This window comes from Schlesneria sphaerica, assembly GCF_044336245.1.
In the GTDB taxonomy this organism is placed as follows: domain Bacteria; phylum Planctomycetota; class Planctomycetia; order Planctomycetales; family Planctomycetaceae; genus Schlesneria; species Schlesneria sphaerica.
In genome coordinates this window covers 3,520,113-3,536,646 of sequence record NZ_CP172346.1, presented here as the reverse complement: position 1 = coordinate 3,536,646, position 16,534 = coordinate 3,520,113, and the positions used below count along the sequence as shown (strand labels likewise).

Sequence of the window (16,534 nt, the reverse complement as noted above, 5' to 3'; positions counted from 1 at the left end):
CTGTCTGACCTGGTCACATGGTTGTGTCCGGTTTCAAGTGGCTTGTTCTTGCTTCCACTCTAGTCGACGCGCTGCACTTGTGAGATGTTAACGCATCAATGGGGACAACGCCCACCTCGATTTCATTTCCTGACGCCAGCAGAATTGCGGTGGGTCAATACTTCACAAAGAGGCTTCAATGGATCTTCATCTGCAGGATCGGGTTGCAGTGGTTTTTGGCGGGGCGAGTGGTATCGGACTGGCTTGCGCGACCGAGCTGGCACGTGAAGGCTGCAGGATCGCGCTTTGCGATGTTTCGTCGTCAGGAATCGAAGCCGCGGCATCCCTCGGACACGAGTTTCCGGTTCCAGTAATCGCACTGTCGGTTGACGTGAGTCGCCAGGATCAGGTGCAGTCGGCAGTAGAACAGTTGGAGGCCGAACTGGGACCGGTCGAGATCATGGTGCATGCTGCGGCAGTCGGTTCAGGCAAGTTCGGCTTTCCCTTCACGAACCTGTCTCCTGCTGACTGGCCGCGTGTGCTGGAGATTAACATTCTGGGGATGGTGAATGTGGCCCACATGATTGGTCCCCGCATGATCTCACGCTCTCGTGGAGCGATGACGTTTGTCTCATCGGTGGCCGGACAGATCGGCTCGCAGACAGATCCCCCTTATAGCGCTAGTAAGGCGGCAAACATTAACTTTGCCCAGTGTCTTGCGAAGGACCTGGCCCCACACGGTGTCCGCGTCAATACGGTCTGTCCGGGAATGGTTCAGACGCCGCTGAATCGCGCTGTCTGGCAGGCGTGGAATGATCAGCAGCCGGAGGAAAGTCGCCGCAGCTACGAAGATTGGGCGAACGACAAGGTTCGTAGTGTGATCCCGCTGAAACGCTGGCAAAAGCCGGAAGACATTGCGAATCTGATCACCTTTCTGTCGTCCGATCGCGCTTCGGAAATGACGGGCCAGACCATCAACGTCGATGGCGGGTTTGTCATGCACTGGTAATGCGATCGGTCAGGATAAAAGGCCTTGAAGTGGCTGCGGAAATCCGACGTAATCCTGGGTTGTCTTCTTGATTACGATCGGTTTCTCTCCGGGAATGAGCTGGCTATGATTCCATTCTGATCCGTGTCATTTTCATTGAAAGCCTGAATATCATGAGTGCCGAAGCCCGCGTCGCCGAGTTACAACTGGAACTTCCTCCGGCTCCGAAGCCTGGTGGTATTTATCATCCGGTGTTGATCGTCGGGAACCTGGCCTATGTCTCCGGGCATGGCCCCCTGCGGCAGGATGGGACGATGATTACCGGCCGGGTGGGTGACTCGATGAGTGAAGCTGATGCTTACCTCGCTGCCCGGCAGGTGGGCCTCACCATGCTGGCGACCCTGCGCCGAGAACTGGGAAGCCTCGATCGAATCGAGCGGCTTGTCAAAACTCTGGGAATGGTCAACGCCACTCCCGACTTTGGCAATCATCCCCAGGTCATCAATGGCTTCAGTAATCTGATGGTGGAAGTCTGGGGTGAAACGAAAGGCCGCGGAGCCCGCAGCGCTGTCGGAATGGGGTCGCTCCCTTCGAACATTCCGGTCGAGGTCGAAACGATTTTCGAGTTGAAGGCGTGAACCGTCTCACCCGGCGGAATTGATGATGCAGTTCTGGCGGAAACCGGCATGTGCTGTGAACGCCCTGTTTCCGCCGTCCGTCACGAGTTTCGCGAGGCACCTCGATCGCTCTGGCGACGAACGGCTGACTTTCGTCATATTCCTGACAACCCTTCGTCATTGGCGTGAGAAATATCGCGGCGAGTTCTCACGCCGATTTTCGCTTGGCTCAGGCCCTCACCCGGATAGATAATCACTCATCTCAATGCGCCTTCGTTTCCATTTGTTTCGATCTTCGGATCGGCGAAGGAGTACCCGTCGGTTTCCGCTGACGCGTGCTTTTATCTGTTTTGGTCGTGACGTATGCTGTCAGGATTATGACTTTCCCACTGGAATCACGAAATCAGGTTCGTCAGCGGCGTTTAGAGCTGAATATGACGCAAGCTCAGCTTGCTGATCAGGCGGGGATTTCCCGTACAGCCGTGACCGCCATCGAGGGAAATCGCCTGGTTCCGTCGGTCGCGTCGGCGCTGGCTCTGGCGGCTGTTTTGAAGACATCCGTCGAGGAACTCTTCGCTCGCTCTTCTGCGGTACAACCGACAGAGGTCTGGGCCTGGAAGGGGGGCTCGGAGACAACGCGATGCTGGCGAGCGGATGTCTCGGGAAGGACGGTCATCTATCCAGCCAGTGCCTCGCCCATGCTGGCAATGATCGCGTCATCCGTTAGGCCGTCGCCGGAAGACAGCGCTACGGATGAAGCGAGTGAAACGCTGGTGATGGCGTGTTGTGATCCTGCGGCGGGGCTCTTGGCGAGCTTGTACGCCGCCGTGACGGGTTTGCGTCTGATCGTCCTGCCTCGTTCGAGTCGCCAGGCGATCAGGATGCTGCAGGATGGCTTGGTCCATCTGGCGGGGTTGCACTTTTCGACTCGGGAAGAGCCCGATCGAAACTTTGATGTGATCCACGAGACACTGGGAACCGGCTTTCAATCGATCCGGCTGTCTCGCTGGCAGGAAGGGATAGTTGTCCGTCCGGAGCCGAGGCCTCGAACGGTGGAAGCTCTGCTGAAAACAAGGCTGCGGTGGGTCGGACGTGAGGCCGGTTCGGGGGCCCGCCAGTGCTATGATCGTCTGACTCAGAACGGAAAAGCACCGCGGCATCTGGCCTCGGACCATCGGGGCGTCGTGGAAGCGGTCAAAGCGGGTTGGGCCGACGCAGGAATTTGTGTTCAGCTCGCTTCCGCAGAAGCGGGCCTCGATTTTCTACCTCTTCAGGAAGAGGCGTTCGATGTCTGTTTTCGGGCCGGCAGCATCGATGACCGACGGATAAAAGCCTTTATTAAAGTTGTTCGTTCAACCGCCTACCGCGAAATGATCGGCGAACTGCCGGGGTATGACGTGCGTGAAACGGGCGAGATCAAGGTCTGCCAATGAAAAGATATGGAAGCATGAGGATACAACAGTTTCGCGCGCCCGTGATCGGAGCATTTCTGCTGCTGGTGCTCACCGGCTGCGATCAGTTCACCGATTCCCGCCCGGTACAAAATTCAGCGATCGTCGAACCGAAGGTAACGATCAGTGTTGCCGCCGCGTCTGATCTGAAATATGTACTGGAAGAGATCATCACCGAGTTTCGGCAAGCTCATCCCGAAATCGCCGTCAAACCGACCTATGGCTCGTCGGGAAGCTTCTATTCGCAGCTTTTGAATAAGGCTCCCTTTGATGTCTTCCTCTCAGCGGACGTCGCTTACCCGCAGCAGTTAATCGACCAGGGGCTGGCGATTTCCGAGTCCCTGATCGTCTATGCGATGGGGCGGATCGTGTTGTGGGTCCGTAATGACTGTCCCGTCGATGTGGAACGGGAAGGGATTGCCTCGCTACGAAGTGCCAGCATCAAGAAGATCGCCATCGCCAATCCCCAGCACGCCCCTTATGGTAAAGCGGCCGAAGCTGCGCTCTACCATTTCGATATCTATGAAGAGGTCGAGGATCGAATCGTCTTTGGTGAGAATATTGCTCAGGCAGCTCAGTTCGTCGAATCGGGTGCCGCCGATATCGGAATCATCGCCGTCTCTTTGACGATCGCCGACGCGCTGCGGGAGAAGGGGCGACAGTGGCCATTCCCCAAGGATTCGTACCCGCCCCTGGAACAGGGCGGGGTCATCATGAGTACGACTCAGGAACGGGGGGCGTGTGAAGCGTTCCTCAAGTTCCTGGGCTCGGACGTTTGCCGGGACATCCTGAAACGGTATGCATTCTCGTATCCTGGTGAGATGACTCTGGATGGTCCTGTGGCTCCGTAGGATCTCGATTTCCTACTGCTGTCAGACTGGCCCGGCTCGTCGGCGGACTGGCAGCTCTGTGCGAGGCAGTCTCGATTTCGTTCCCGAATCGTTTGGAATCTGAAGTGCAAAAACCACTTTGTCTGACGCTGCTGTGCGGAATCCTGTGGACCATCCTGGCGCCAATCGGGCTCGCGGGTGAGGTTCACGACCGACACGTGATCGTCATCTGCGTGGATGGTCTGCCCGCTTATCTGTTCGGTGACAAGAACGCTCCGATGCCAAACATTCGGAAGCTTGCGGCGAATGGGGTGGTTGCTGAGGGGATGGTTGTTGCGAATCCGGCTGTGACCTGGCCCAATCACACGTCGCTGATGACGGGTGTCTGGCCAGAGCGACATGGCGTGCTGTTCAATGGTGTGCTTGAACGACCGGGGCTGGGACTGCCGATCAAGGTCAATCCTCGCAAAGACAAGCTGGATCTGGTCCAGGTCCCCACGGTTTATGATGCCATTCATCAGCACGGGATGAAGGTTGCTGCGATCAACTGGCCTTGCACGCGGAATGCATCATCCATCGATGACGACTTTCCGGACGTGCCGGACACGTTCCAATTCACGACGCCGCGACTGATTGCCAGCATGAAGCAGGCAGGGGTCGTCACGGATGAAGATATCGAAGGCTTCATAAAGTTGAGCTCACCGGCACGCGATCGTGTGTGGACCGAGGCGGTCTGTCACGTGATTCGCGAACGAAAGCCGCAACTGACTCTGTTCCATTTATTGAATGTCGATTCAGTTCACCACCAGTATGGCCCGCGGACGAACGCAGGGTACTCTGCTGTTGCTTATGCTGACAGTTGTGTGGGGGATGTCATCGCCGCCGTTGACGACGCCGGTATTCGGGACCGAACGACCATTCTGATTGTCTCGGATCATGGATTTATTCCGGTGCCGAGAACACTTCTGCCCAACGTCGTCTTGCGACAGGCGGGCCTCTTGACGGTGGAAAACGGTCAGGCCGTGACGGCGCGCGTTCATGTCTATCCTGAAGGAGGGATCGGGATGGTTTATCTCACCGTTCCGGATCGGCGTGAGGAAGATCGAGCCAGGGTGATTGAACTCTTCCGCGACCGTCCCGAGATTGCCGAAATTCTGACGCCGGATGATTTTCCTCGTTTCGGCCTGCCCCTTCCTGGCGATCATCCGCAGATGGCCGATCTGGTGCTCGTGGCGAAGGATGGGTTCGGGTTCAACATCAGGCCGACGGGCGATGAGTTCGTCATCAACAGTGAAACGACCGTGGGGATGCACGGCTTTCTGTCGACGAATCCCCGAATGAATGCGACGTTTGTCGCTTCCGGCCACCGCATCCGAAAAGGAATGTCTCTGGGAATGATTGAAAACCGCGATGTCGCACCCACGATTGCGACATTGCTGAGCGTCCCGTTCGAAACGGCCGAGGGACGGGTTCTGAACGAAATCTTCGATGGACCCGCTCAGTCCGCCGAGTAGTCTCTGTGGACGCCGGCATGGCGGGGGGCTTTCCCTTCGCACGATTGAACAAGACGCACGCGGTTCCAGCCTTCAGACATGGTCGGAGCCGCGTGTATCTTCGTACGATTGTTCGAACGTTCGTTGTGCGGAGAGGGACGGGGTGGGAGTCCTGACTTGCCGTCAGGTTAGAACTCGCCCACGACCTCGCCCCCTGCGCGAGTGGCCATCGCTCGCCAGATCCCCAGATCGATATTCTGCGAGATCGTGCGGACGGAGCCGTCCGCGAGAAGGCTGTTGACTGTACCGGTGTGGTAGCTGCGTGAGGTCACGGCCGAGTAGCTGACGCGAGCCAGGTCTGAGCCTTCCTGACGGGACGCAAAGTCACAATCGTAAGTCCCCGCGTTGACGGTGTAGTTCCCTCCGCTGATGGTAGAGCCGACGACCCATTTCACTGCCGTGTTCGGGGTCATCGTCGCTGTGAAGCCGCTATGATGCGAGTGCCCGTTGGCCCATTCCGAGTGCTCCGTTGGTGGATCGACCCGGTCAGGAAGTCCTGTGACGACATACGACAGAACTTCTGCCGGTGTCGCGGGGATGGGAGGAATCTCTGTCGTGCCGGCATTACGGGTATAGGCCTGCCACGTCTTGACTTCGGATGTTGCCAGCGTGTTGCTCGTTCCGTCGGTGATGTCGGACAGACGGATGCGCGAGTTGGGATAGAAAAGGCCTGGCCCCCCTGCTCCGGTGGCGGGATTGAAGACAAACCAGGTCCCGAAGTTGAAGCCGTAGTTGGTCGGGTACAGGCTGACACCTGACGCTAGTCGCGGGGTATCACTTTTAGGATCGGATGGGCAGGCGTAGACAGGAACCCGTCGACCTGAAACGACAGGTCCATTGGTCGCGCTGGACCAGTTCTCCTGAAGGTTGATCTGATTGAAAAAGTTGGCCTGGTCCATATAGGGCATCAACCTGCCATGCACAGACCAGGATGCGTTGGCAGTGACTCTCGGGTTGATGGCCATGCTGGGAGGCAGTGTGTCGAAGGTGGCACTGTAGTTGTGGAGTGCCAGTCCAATCTGCTTCAGGTTGTTCTTGCACTGTGTCCGTCGGGCGGCTTCGCGAGCCTGCTGCACGGCAGGTAGCAACAGGGCGATCAGAACGGCGATAATCGCGATCACAACCAGTAACTCAATTAATGTGAATCCTGCAGGTTTGACCATCTTTCGAGACGACTTCAGCTTCATGGGGGGATCCCGGCAAGACTAATCATGTGCAATCGGAAGAATCGTCGTTCAGCATTCACGACAGTGATGCTGAAATGTTTGTGATGAGTCCCCTGGCAGACCACAGGGGCAAGCTCGGCAGCGGGCCGAGTGACCCCGTTCAAGGGGGCTCGATTTCCTGTTTTTCGGCCCGTTACTTCGAAAGGGTCGAGATCGGCTCGCAATAGCTGAGCGACAAGAGTGCGAAAGCGGTGGCGAGGTCGGGATTCCCTTCAAACCAGCGGTCGCTCTTATTCAGCCAGGCGCCGTTTTCCTGCTGGATGTCGATCAGGTGGCTCGCGAGCTCATTCCTCCAGTCGTGTTGCACGCCCTGGTCGTCCTGCAACCGATCCAGTTTCAAGGTGGCAAGCGTTTTCGCGAAGACGTGGAAGTAGTAGAACTTCCCCTGCTGGCCCAGTCCCGGATTTTCTTCTACCGTGTAATGCTTCTTGATCCACTCTAGTGCCGCTTTGACTCGTTTGTCTTCAGGAGTCAGGCCCGCATAGACCATACTTTTCAGACCTGCGTAGGTCATGCTGCCGTAAGAGCGCAATCCACCGTTCTCAGTGGTTCCCGCCGGTGAGCTTCCGCCTGCGGCGGGGGTGTAGATGAATCCCCCGTCATTCACCTTTGAGGCTGCGGGCAGAGTATTGTGCTCGGACTCGAGGTTCTGACAGCGAGACAGGAAGACGAGAGCATTCTGGACGGCTGGATCGTCGGGTTTGGCTCCGGCAGCTTCCAGGGCTTCCAGAAAGAAGGTTGTGTTCGACAGGTCCGGGCGGCTGTTAGGCCCCCCATAACCGGCTCCCCCAAACCGGGGGTCTGCTTTCTCGGTTTGCTGAGTGTCATCCCACTGCAGATTGCGGAGAAAGGTGTCCGCGTTCTTAATCACGGAGTCGTATTTTTCGCCCTGGTTCGTGGCGCGAAACACGAGCACCAGAATCGATGTTTCATAATTGGCGTGCTGACTCTTGGGCGAGTAGATCCCGCCGTCAGGCTGCACGAATGTTTGGAGATGCTGCAGCGCTTTCGCAATTTCGGGGGTATCTGGTTTTACGCCCGATTCGAGCAGAGCATAGGTCACCAGTCCCGAAATCGCGGGGGACATGGGTGTCGTCCAGCTTCCGTCCCTGGCCTGGGCCGTTTTCAGGTAATTGATCGCCTTCTGTCGCGCAACATCCATGGCGTCTGCCTTCGAGTCCTCCGATTGGGCCCGGAGCGGGGGACTGGCGGAAGCAAGCAGGGCGATGATGAGCAAACAGACAAGGCGATTCGGTTTCATGTCAGTCCTTTTGAAAGGCGTTTCGTCGCACGAAAGGACCGATGGCGAATTTTGGGCCAAGATACTGAAAACTCTTCAACTCAATTGAATCCTTTCGAACAGGTCGCCGCAGCGGCTGCACGGGTTGCTCAAGTGGGGAAAACTTCCTCGCGATGGGGAAAAAATCATCGAAGCCCGCAGTGGCGCCGAGTACTCGGACCGAGGTCGATGGGCGAGGCTCGCAACATCCTCTTGAAGGGGGCCAGGGGCGACGAGATGAGGTTTGCCTGCGATACGGGGCTGACGCGCTGATCGCGAAATCCGTCCTCGATTGAGGAACCGAAAATTACTCTCACGGCAGGCGTCGTGCGGACGATATTTGAGCCGTGAAATGGCAAAGGGGAATCGGCATCACTCAATGCCGATTCCCCCCCCGTTCGTTTCATGACGTCTCTACAGGACTCTGTCAGGCAGTGTTGCGCGCGGCTCGTTCGTTGTCGACGATGTAGTCGCGGACGATTGGCACGGCGTCCCGTTTGTTTGCCAGGATTAATTGGAAGATCATTTCAGAGCCGGTGAGAAACGCGAGTTGTGCGGAGATCAGATAGAACTCCCACATACGGCACATGCGTTCGTCGTAGATGGCGGCGGCCTTGTCCCAGTTCGCCATGAACCGGTCTCGCCAGTCGCGCAGGGTGTAGTAGTAGTGGAGCCGCAGAATTTCACAGTCGGCAACCCAGATCCGCTGACGCTCAGCAGGAGCGAAGATCTCGGACAGTGACGGGGCGTAACCCCCCGGAAAAATGTACTTTCGCACGAATGGGCTGACCGTTCCCGGTGGTGCGTTCCGGCCGATGCTGTGAACAAGGCCAAGACCGTCCTCGTTCAGCAGGCTGCGAAATTTACGGAAGAATTCGTCGTAGTGCCCGACGCCGACGTGTTCGAGCATGCCGACGGAAACCACTCGATCGTACTTACCTTGAAGCTGGCGGTAGTCCATGTGCTCAAAGTGGACCCGGTCCGCCACTCCCAGTGCCTCGGCTCGCTGGCGGGCCACACGAATTTGCTCGATGGAAAGATTCACGGCGGTGACTTCCACGTCCGCAATCTGAGCCATGTACAGGGCAAGGCCCCCCCAGCCGCAACCCAGTTCGGCGATTTTCATCCCGTCCTTGATCTGCAGTTTTGCGCAGACGTGTCGTTTCTTGTTGAGCTGTGCCTCTTCAAGCGTATCGTTGGGGTCGAGGTAGTACGCGCAGGTGTACTGCATGTCTTCGTCGAGGAAGAGGCGGTAGAACTCGTCTGACAGGTCATAGTGATGGGAGGCGTTCTTCAGCGACCTGCTGATGGGGTTGTGCTGATGGAAGCGACGTAGCGAACGCCAGGTGTGTCTCAAAACGGATTGGACGGGATGCGAGGTCAGACCCGTACGGTTGTTCGAAAACAGGTTCAGCAGGTCGAAGACCCGGGAACCTTCTTCAAATGTCAGTTCGCCATCCATGTAGGCTTCACCGACGTAGAGTTCCGGATTGAAAAAGAGTTTTGTGTAGAGCGACTTGTTGTGCAGTCGCATGGTCACGACCGGTTCCGCCGGGGTTCCGGTAAAAGTGTGCAACTTCCCTTCCGCGTCATAGACACGCAGGGTTCCGCTCTTCACGAATCGCCGCAACAACGTAGACAGAAGTTTCATGGTTGCCTTTCGATGACTGCCTGGTTACTGCAATCACGCCCCGGCCCGGGTCCTTCGGCGTAAATGCGGACTCTGATCGTGTGACGTGTCCTGACCCTGACATGTATTTCAGGCCGCGGATCAATCATTTTCAGAACAGATGTGCACAGGGACTGCGTCCCGGCGGCGGTTTTTTAGCAAAGGAGTACAAGTGGGGCTAGATTTATCTGGCCCGATTGAACCGTGTCACTTCGGTGTGAATAAGTACGTCGGGAATGCATCCATTCAGGACGCACTTCTGCTTGGAATGCACGGGGTACTCGCTGCCGTTCTCTGGCATTCTCATCACCTCACCACGCCAATCGCGGAGCGTGACGGCAGTATTCAACGCGATAACATTCTGAAAACAAATTGGTTATGTCTGTTTCTGTGAGGCCGATGCCCTTTGCTCACCGTTGTATTCGGGGAACTGGCAAGCCGGCATGGTTCAGCAAAATGTCCGTTCTGCAAAAGATTTCGTTTGACATTGAGACTCAGTGTCAATAATATCCTCGTCGACCCCCACCGGGGTGCTGGATTCCGTACATTGAACTTCAGCTCACGCGCCCCCAGACGGGAACCGGAGCGGAAGGTGGTGTGCTGAGACGGTGACGAGTCTGGAGGTCGTCAGGACCCCTGTCGGAATGAATTCAGAGCCGATTCGCTCCCAAAGCTGTTAACGACTGGTGGCAAGGCCGGTCGCAGCTGGTGCTCAGAACGGTTCGAGGTTGTTTACGGACGATGAGGACGATTTCGAGTGATGCTTGCCGCATCTGAAGAATGATCTTCTGGCAGGAACGTCAGCCCGGTGACGACCCAGATTTGAATTGCCTGTTCCCCATAGCCAGCCACCGAATGGTAGCCAGCCAACGACTCGGAAGACTTATTTTTTTCGCCTAGTTGGTTCTACCCGTTTGAGGAAGCTGGAATGTTGCGTACCCGTTCGACACGGTCTGCATTTACGTTGATTGAGCTACTGGTGGTGATTGCCATCATCGCGGTGTTGATTGCACTTTTGCTTCCCGCTGTGCAGCAGGCTCGTGAAGCCGCCCGCAGGACACAGTGCTCCAACAATCTGAAACAGATTGGTTTGGCGATCCACAACTACCATGACACCAACACACGTTTCCCGCTAAGTTCGATCGACACCGCTCATGCTCGTTCGGGGGCCTTTGCGAGCATTCTTCCATACATCGACCAGGCGAACTTGTATCAGCGTTACGACTTCAGCCTGGGTAACTCTGATCCCGCCAACCTGATTGCCGTTTCACAGAAGATTACGGCTTATTTGTGTCCGTCTGCTCCGTTCCGCCGCCCTGTTCCGATCAGTGGCTGTGACGCGAACAATCGTGCTCCTGGCACGTACGCCGTTTCGACAGGCAGTGGCGATCCCTGGGGCACCGTTGCATCAGGGGCTCCCCACAACGGGGCAATCGTGAACGCTGGCAGCGGCAGCACCTCGATGCGGGACATCACCGACGGAACTTCAAGTACGTTTCTGGCGGGAGAATCGGCCTGGAATTTTGCTGACTATCTCTTCACCTCGGGGCCCTGCAACGGGCAGGTTCGTTGGGGCTTCACCTACTGGTCATCGCCTTATCCGCTGGCAACGGCCTTCACGACGCGAGGTCCGTTCAATCCGAAATCCCGTGCTGATGACAGCGATCGCCTGGCGAACTTCCGCAGCGAGCACATTGGTGTGGTCAACATGCTGCTGTGCGATGGCTCGGTGAGATACGTCAGTGAAAACATTGATCACACTTTGCTGGACAAGCTGGCAACGCGTGCTGGTGGTGAGACCGTGGGTGAGTTTTAAGCTCACTTCGTCCCACATGACCTCGTTGTTGATTGCAAATCAGGCTCGCCCATCTGAGTGCGACCTGTTCGGCAATCTGTTTTCACCTGCGTTTTTTCTTCTCTCCGGTCGTTTTCTGGATTTCAGAAATGCAGCATCGCATCTTCGGTCATTCTGGGTTTCTGCGTACCGCCTCGTGTGCTCTGATTGCCGCCTGTCTGGCCGGTTGCGGTCAAGCACCAGGACCGCAGCGAGTCGCCATCAGTGGCGAAGTTTTGTTCGGCACCGAGCCACTGGAATCAGGGCGGATCCACTTTATTCCCATCGAGGGGACTCAGGGCCCCGCTGCGGTGGCCCTCGTGACCGACGGGGTCTACTCGTTTGAGCGAAACAATGGACCGGTCGTCGGTACGAACAAGATCATGATCGAGTCGGTGATCGACCCCGGTTTCGAGATCGACGATGAAGTTGCTTATGCCGAAGCTGTCCGTGCTCGGAAGGGGCGACCGGTACTTCCTCGAGAAGTGATTCCCCCGGAATACAACACGAAATCGAACCTCGTGGCCACGGTTTCGCTCGACGAACCCGTGCTGGACTTTGAGCTGAAAAAATCTGAAGTGGCTCAAAAACATTAGTTTGCAACCGCCTGACCTCGGACAGTCGGTGGCTGTTCGAGGTGAGATCATTCCCCTGCGACTCGTCGAAAATTACTGGAATGTCGTTGGGGCGGTGATGGGGGACGTGCGAGGAAACAGGCCGATTGCCGGACTCGCCGGATCAGAGTCCGATTTACGGCGCGCGAGACAGTTTCCCTGGTGGAGTCGATGAGAACGTGCTGGTCGCCCCATTGTGAACGGCTCTACGGTGCCGTTGGGGGGAGCAGGAATCGGAGTTGGTTTTAGGGTCCTTGCCACGTGAGCCAGGGACGAAGTGAAAAGTAGACTCGAGGTAGAAGCATGAGCAGGAATGGACGTTTGGCCGCGATGTGGCGGATCGATCTGATGAGCTTTGGATTGGTCGCGCTGGCGGTCTTTCTGACCTCGTTGACTCACGGGGGTGATGGCACGCAGCCAGCACCGACTGCGGTCAGCCTGATGGAAGAAGCTCACAATGGGCGAGTTGTCTGGAAAGATTTTCCTGGCTTTCGAGCAAAAATCCGTGCCGCGGCTGATGGAAAAGCCGTTGAGGGGACTGTGACCGTCAGCTCCAAGGGGACGATTTCTCTGGAGCTTCCCTCAGGTGAGGGATTCGCCTGGGTCGAAACGTCGCTCAAGTCACTTGTGGGTCACCGCCTTTCCGATGACGGCGCCATCACGACCGTGGCCTTCGCGGACGATGTTACAAGCCATCCATTGGGACGGTTGCTGAAGTCGACAGATGAGTCCGACAAGAGTCTGTGGCGCGTGCAGGGCGATCTGCTGACCGAAGTGCATCGATTCAATGGGAAAACTCGCTTCGTCATTAGCGTCGCGGACGTGGCCCGCAACGCTGAAGGGAAACACCTGCCAAAAAACTTCAGCGTGACAACCTGGGATTCCGTGACCGGACAGATCAAGACGAGTCGCCAGGTCTACAACGAATGGGCTCGGGTCGGGCACCTCGATTTGCCGGCGAAGTTGCTGGCGGCCACCAGCAAAGATGACGGATCACGCCGGGTTGAGCAGTTGGAGCTCTCTGGCCACGAATTGCTCTCAACGACGGCGAATGCCGCTCCGTAGTACGTGACAGGGGATCGCCCTGTCGCACCTGAATCGAAAAGTCACCTCGAACGATGCCTCTTGTTTTACTTCACGGCTGAGGAGCCACTATGAGAATTCGCAGACTTGTACTGGGTTTACTTTTGATGGTTGTGTCTGCTCCAGCGACCAGCTGGGGACACTTCGTCTGGATCGCTTCCGGATCCCAGGCCAAGGATGGCAAGGTCCACGTTTACTTTGCAGAAGCTGTCGAGCCCGATGATCCCGATCTGCTGAACAAGCTGGCCACATTGAAGCTTTGGCAGGTTTCCCAGGACGGAAAAGCAACCGAACTGAAGACGACGAAGGATGCCGATTCCCTGGTCGCAGACGCAACCGAGTCATCGAACTCTATCTTCACCGTCAGTCACAACTATGGCATTCTGGCTCGAGGCGACGAAACCTTTCTCCTCAAATATCACGCCAAGTCGCTTCCCTCCTCCGATCCAAAGTCGTGGCGCGGTGTCGGCAACGCGGCTGTGTTGCCGTTTGAAATTGTGCCGAGTCCGGGATCCGAGAAGACGGTCCTCACCGTTCTCTGGCAGGGTAAGCCACTGGAAGGCTCGATTGTCACCGTGACCGGTCCGGGTATTGAAAAGAAACTGGAATCCACGACTGATGCCAAGGGTGTCGTCGAATTCGACCTTAAATCGGCCGGTCTCTACTCCATCCGAGCGAAGCACAGCGAAGCCATCAAGGGTGAGCATGAAGGGAAGGCGTACACCTCCGTTCGTCACTACACCACGCTGGCGCTGACTCGTGCTGATGCGGGAGACAAGGTGAGCTCAACCGCTTCCCCGTCCGTCGCTCTGCCTCCACTCGATCCCGGCGTGACCAGCTTCGGCGCCGCCATCATTGATAACACCCTGTATGTGTACGGTGGGCACTTTGGTAAGCCTCATCACTATTCCAAAGATGGTCAGTCGGCGAATTTGATGAAGCTCGACCTGTCTCATCCCTCGAAATGGGAAGTTGCTTCGACCGGTCCAAAGCGAACTGGCCTCGCCGCTGTGGCCCATGGTGGCAAGTTCTATCGCATCGGTGGCTTTGAAGCCCGCAACGCCGAAGCCGACAAGCAGTCGCTGTGGTCGATGTCCGACTTTGCTCGATTCGATCCAAAGACCAACCAGTGGGAAACGCTCCCTTCCCTGCCCGAAGGACGCTCCTCGCACGATGCTCTCGTTATTGGCAACATCCTTTACGTTGTCGGTGGCTGGGAACTTCAGGGCGAAGGCGAATCGAAATGGCACGACACGGCGTACACGGTCGATCTGTCAGCCGATCAGTTGGAATGGAAGTCACTCCCTCAGCCACCATTCCAGCGGCGAGCACTAGCCCTGGGTGAATGGCAGGGAAAAGTGGTGGCTGTCGGTGGAATGCAGTCTAAAGGAGGCACGACGACCGCAACGGCGATCTACGATCCCAAGACTCAGGCCTGGGCGGCCGGTCCCAAGCTGAATGGGGAAGACATGGACGGGTTTGGTTCTTCGGCGTTCCTCTGTGCTGACAAGCTGTGCGTAACGACCTTCTCTGGCAGTATTCAGATTCTGTCAGACGACGGTTCAAAATGGGTGAATGCCGGTAAAGTAGCTCATCCACGCTTCTTCCATCGCATGCTGCCGCTGAACGCGACGCAAGCGCTGATCGTCGGAGGGGCGAACATGAAGACGGGGAAGATCATCGAACTGGAAACGATTCCGGTTTCCCTGAGTGCCTCTGGGGATTGACGATCCGAGGGAAGCAGCGGCAGCTAATTCTGCCGCTGCACGGATCTTCTCGCATCTGACGTCCCGAAGACGTCGTGCGGTACCAGGTAAGTCTGGGCGCTACGTGCAGTGACTCCTCAAAATCACAGAAGAATTCATGTCTGAGTGCAGATGTTGATCAAGGTGTCGTTCTGGCGATCTCGGGAAACGGTGACAGGTATGAAACGCAAATCAATGACTTATTCGCTGGCGACGTGCATGGGACTCAGCCTGCTGTCGATGGCCAGCGCAAATGCGACAGAAGCTTGGACAGAGTTTCGCAATGGCGGAAATACGTCCATCGAAGCTCAAGGATTGCCTGTCACCTGGTCGCCCGATGAAGGGATTGCGTGGAAGATCGAGCTGCCCGGTTACGGACAGTCATCCCCCGTTATCTGGAAGGATGTTGTTTATCTGACATCCATTCAGGGAGACGACAAAGAGCAATGCTTCCTGGTTGCGATTGAGATGGCGTCTGGCGACGTTCTCTGGCAGCGTGAGTACCCCGCCACGGTTCGGCTGAAAAATGCAGAGATGGTCAGCCGTGCCGCCCCGACTCCCGTGATTGATGCGAACGGTATCTATGTGCTGTTTGAAAGTGGCGATCTGCATGCCATCTCACACGACGGGTCGTCGCAGTGGCACAAGTCTCTCTTTGAAGATGCCGGTTCCTACAAGAATAATCACGGCTATGCGGCATCGTTGACGCAGATGGATAATGCGGTGATTGTGCTGGTCGATCATACTGGCCCTTCCTATCTGCTGGCTCTGAACAAGCAGACGGGCGAGGAAGTCTGGAAGACCGAACGAACATCGCGTACATCGTGGTCTTCTCCCTGCGTCACGCAGTTTGGAGATCAGGTTCAGGTGATCGTCAGTTCGGGAGGAACTGTCGATGGCTATGACGCGCGAACGGGAAAACAGCTTTGGAGCTGCAGCGGGCTTAATGGGAATACAATCCCTTCTGCGACGCCGGTCGGTGATCTGATCTTTGTCGGTGCGTCACAGGCTCGGGGCGGCGCGAGTGAAGCGGCAGCCGCCTCGAACTGCTGCGTAAAAATTACCCCCGGCGGCGATGCTCCCTATCAGGTCCTTTGGAAGGCCGAAAAAGCACTTTGCAGCTACGTGAGCCCCCTCGCGCATCGCGGGTATGTTTACTACGTCAACAGTGTCGGTGTGCTCTATTGCCTCGAGGCCGCCACGGGTCGACAGTGCTACGCAGAACGAATTGACGGTGCATGCTGGGCTCAACCCGTTGCTGTCGGTGATCTGATTTACTTCTTCACGAAGAAGGGTGTGACTTCGGTTGTGAAGGCCGGTCCGGAATTTGAACAGGTTGCTTCGAATCGATTATGGACTGAAGAAGCCCCTCCTCGCAGAGCTGCGGAAGAAGCCGCACCTGGCGGCGAAAGTGGCGCGGAAGCTCAGCCTCGCTCTCGAGAGCAGATGGATCCCATCATTTATGCTGTTGCAGCGGTAGACCGAGCCTTTGTGATTCGCCTGGGAACGCATCTGTACCGGATTGGTACCAACGTCGCCGTTGCAGCGGGTGAGACCGGCTTGAAATGAGAATCCGTAGCGAGGCATTGGGGACACCTCGCGAGAGCTGTATCCGTTTCATCAGATCGCAAATCAGAATTTGACGGAGCGCGTCAGTCAGAGTGGG

13 protein-coding genes are annotated in these 16,534 nt (G+C 56.7%); 10 read left to right on the top strand and 3 right to left on the bottom strand.

The annotated features are described in order from the left end of the window. The first annotated feature begins 178 nt into the window (after positions 1-178). The 5 genes from ACGY09_RS12870 (at position 179) to ACGY09_RS12850 (ending at position 5,379) form a co-directional block, all read left to right on the top strand. Positions 179-988 carry an SDR family NAD(P)-dependent oxidoreductase gene (locus ACGY09_RS12870; protein ID WP_397571817.1) on the top strand — a complete coding sequence of 270 codons (810 nt, stop codon included), beginning with the start codon at positions 179-181 and terminating at the stop codon, positions 986-988. Positions 989-1,140: 152 nt separating this feature from the next. Further along, positions 1,141-1,605 carry a RidA family protein gene (locus ACGY09_RS12865; RefSeq protein ID WP_373649844.1) on the top strand — a complete coding sequence of 155 codons (465 nt, stop codon included), beginning with the start codon at positions 1,141-1,143 and terminating at the stop codon, positions 1,603-1,605. A 356-nt stretch (positions 1,606-1,961) separates the two neighbouring features. Further along, positions 1,962-3,017, top strand: coding sequence for a substrate-binding domain-containing protein (locus ACGY09_RS12860; protein ID WP_397571816.1), 1,056 nt, complete (start codon positions 1,962-1,964; stop codon positions 3,015-3,017). A gap of 14 nt (positions 3,018-3,031) precedes the next feature. After that, positions 3,032-3,886: a molybdate ABC transporter substrate-binding protein gene (modA, locus tag ACGY09_RS12855; protein WP_397571815.1), complete on the top strand. Its 855-nt coding sequence runs from the start codon at positions 3,032-3,034 to the stop codon at positions 3,884-3,886. Between the two features lie 104 nt (positions 3,887-3,990). Further along, entirely contained in the window at positions 3,991-5,379 is a 1,389-nt protein-coding gene (locus ACGY09_RS12850; protein WP_397571814.1) for an alkaline phosphatase family protein, read from the top strand. Between the two features lie 167 nt (positions 5,380-5,546). Here ACGY09_RS12850 and ACGY09_RS12845 read toward each other — a convergent pair whose 3' ends face one another. The 3 genes from ACGY09_RS12845 to ACGY09_RS12835 form a co-directional block, all read right to left on the bottom strand. Continuing rightward, a complete protein-coding gene (locus ACGY09_RS12845) occupies positions 5,547-6,605 on the bottom strand; it encodes a DUF1559 domain-containing protein (RefSeq protein WP_397571813.1) in 1,059 nt (352 codons plus the stop codon). Between the two features lie 172 nt (positions 6,606-6,777). After that, positions 6,778-7,905, bottom strand: coding sequence for a prenyltransferase/squalene oxidase repeat-containing protein (locus ACGY09_RS12840; RefSeq protein WP_373649849.1), 1,128 nt, complete (start codon positions 7,903-7,905; stop codon positions 6,778-6,780). Between the two features lie 445 nt (positions 7,906-8,350). Beyond that, positions 8,351-9,574 (bottom strand): class I SAM-dependent methyltransferase, encoded by a 1,224-nt coding sequence (locus ACGY09_RS12835; protein WP_397571812.1) that lies wholly within the window; start codon positions 9,572-9,574, stop codon positions 8,351-8,353. A gap of 946 nt (positions 9,575-10,520) precedes the next feature. Between ACGY09_RS12835 and ACGY09_RS12830 the strand changes: the two genes are divergently transcribed. The 5 genes from ACGY09_RS12830 (at position 10,521) to ACGY09_RS12810 (ending at position 16,437) form a co-directional block, all read left to right on the top strand. Continuing rightward, positions 10,521-11,408, top strand: a complete 888-nt coding sequence (locus ACGY09_RS12830; protein WP_373649851.1) for a DUF1559 domain-containing protein — start codon at positions 10,521-10,523, stop codon at positions 11,406-11,408. Between the two features lie 128 nt (positions 11,409-11,536). After that, positions 11,537-12,022 carry a hypothetical protein gene (locus ACGY09_RS12825; protein ID WP_373649852.1) on the top strand — a complete coding sequence of 162 codons (486 nt, stop codon included), beginning with the start codon at positions 11,537-11,539 and terminating at the stop codon, positions 12,020-12,022. Between the two features lie 321 nt (positions 12,023-12,343). After that, the gene (locus ACGY09_RS12820) at positions 12,344-13,105 is read left to right on the top strand and encodes a DUF3386 family protein (protein ID WP_397571811.1); all 762 of its coding nucleotides are present in this window, start codon (positions 12,344-12,346) and stop codon (positions 13,103-13,105) included. 89 nt (positions 13,106-13,194) lie between these two features. Continuing rightward, the gene (locus ACGY09_RS12815; protein ID WP_397571810.1) at positions 13,195-14,850 is read left to right on the top strand and encodes a hypothetical protein; all 1,656 of its coding nucleotides are present in this window, start codon (positions 13,195-13,197) and stop codon (positions 14,848-14,850) included. A 198-nt stretch (positions 14,851-15,048) separates the two neighbouring features. Continuing rightward, complete coding sequence (locus ACGY09_RS12810; protein WP_397571809.1) at positions 15,049-16,437, top strand: PQQ-binding-like beta-propeller repeat protein; 1,389 nt, start codon at positions 15,049-15,051, stop codon at positions 16,435-16,437. Positions 16,438-16,534: the final 97 nt, after the last annotated feature.

Bases quoted from the DNA above. Each gene is read 5' to 3' on its own strand.
- ACGY09_RS12870 (WP_397571817.1), top strand. From the start codon at position 179: ATGGATCTTCATCTGCAGGATCGGGTTGCAGTGGTTTTTGGCGGGGCG.
- ACGY09_RS12865 (WP_373649844.1), top strand. From the start codon at position 1,141: ATGAGTGCCGAAGCCCGCGTCGCCGAGTTACAACTGGAACTTCCTCCG.
- ACGY09_RS12860 (WP_397571816.1), top strand. From the start codon at position 1,962: ATGACTTTCCCACTGGAATCACGAAATCAGGTTCGTCAGCGGCGTTTA.
- modA (WP_397571815.1), top strand. From the start codon at position 3,032: ATGAGGATACAACAGTTTCGCGCGCCCGTGATCGGAGCATTTCTGCTG.
- ACGY09_RS12845 (WP_397571813.1), bottom strand. From the start codon at position 6,605: ATGAAGCTGAAGTCGTCTCGAAAGATGGTCAAACCTGCAGGATTCACA.
- ACGY09_RS12840 (WP_373649849.1), bottom strand. From the start codon at position 7,905: ATGAAACCGAATCGCCTTGTCTGTTTGCTCATCATCGCCCTGCTTGCT.
- ACGY09_RS12835 (WP_397571812.1), bottom strand. From the start codon at position 9,574: ATGAAACTTCTGTCTACGTTGTTGCGGCGATTCGTGAAGAGCGGAACC.
- ACGY09_RS12830 (WP_373649851.1), top strand. From the start codon at position 10,521: ATGTTGCGTACCCGTTCGACACGGTCTGCATTTACGTTGATTGAGCTA.
- ACGY09_RS12825 (WP_373649852.1), top strand. From the start codon at position 11,537: ATGCAGCATCGCATCTTCGGTCATTCTGGGTTTCTGCGTACCGCCTCG.
- ACGY09_RS12820 (WP_397571811.1), top strand. From the start codon at position 12,344: ATGAGCAGGAATGGACGTTTGGCCGCGATGTGGCGGATCGATCTGATG.
- ACGY09_RS12815 (WP_397571810.1), top strand. From the start codon at position 13,195: ATGAGAATTCGCAGACTTGTACTGGGTTTACTTTTGATGGTTGTGTCT.
- ACGY09_RS12810 (WP_397571809.1), top strand. From the start codon at position 15,049: ATGAAACGCAAATCAATGACTTATTCGCTGGCGACGTGCATGGGACTC.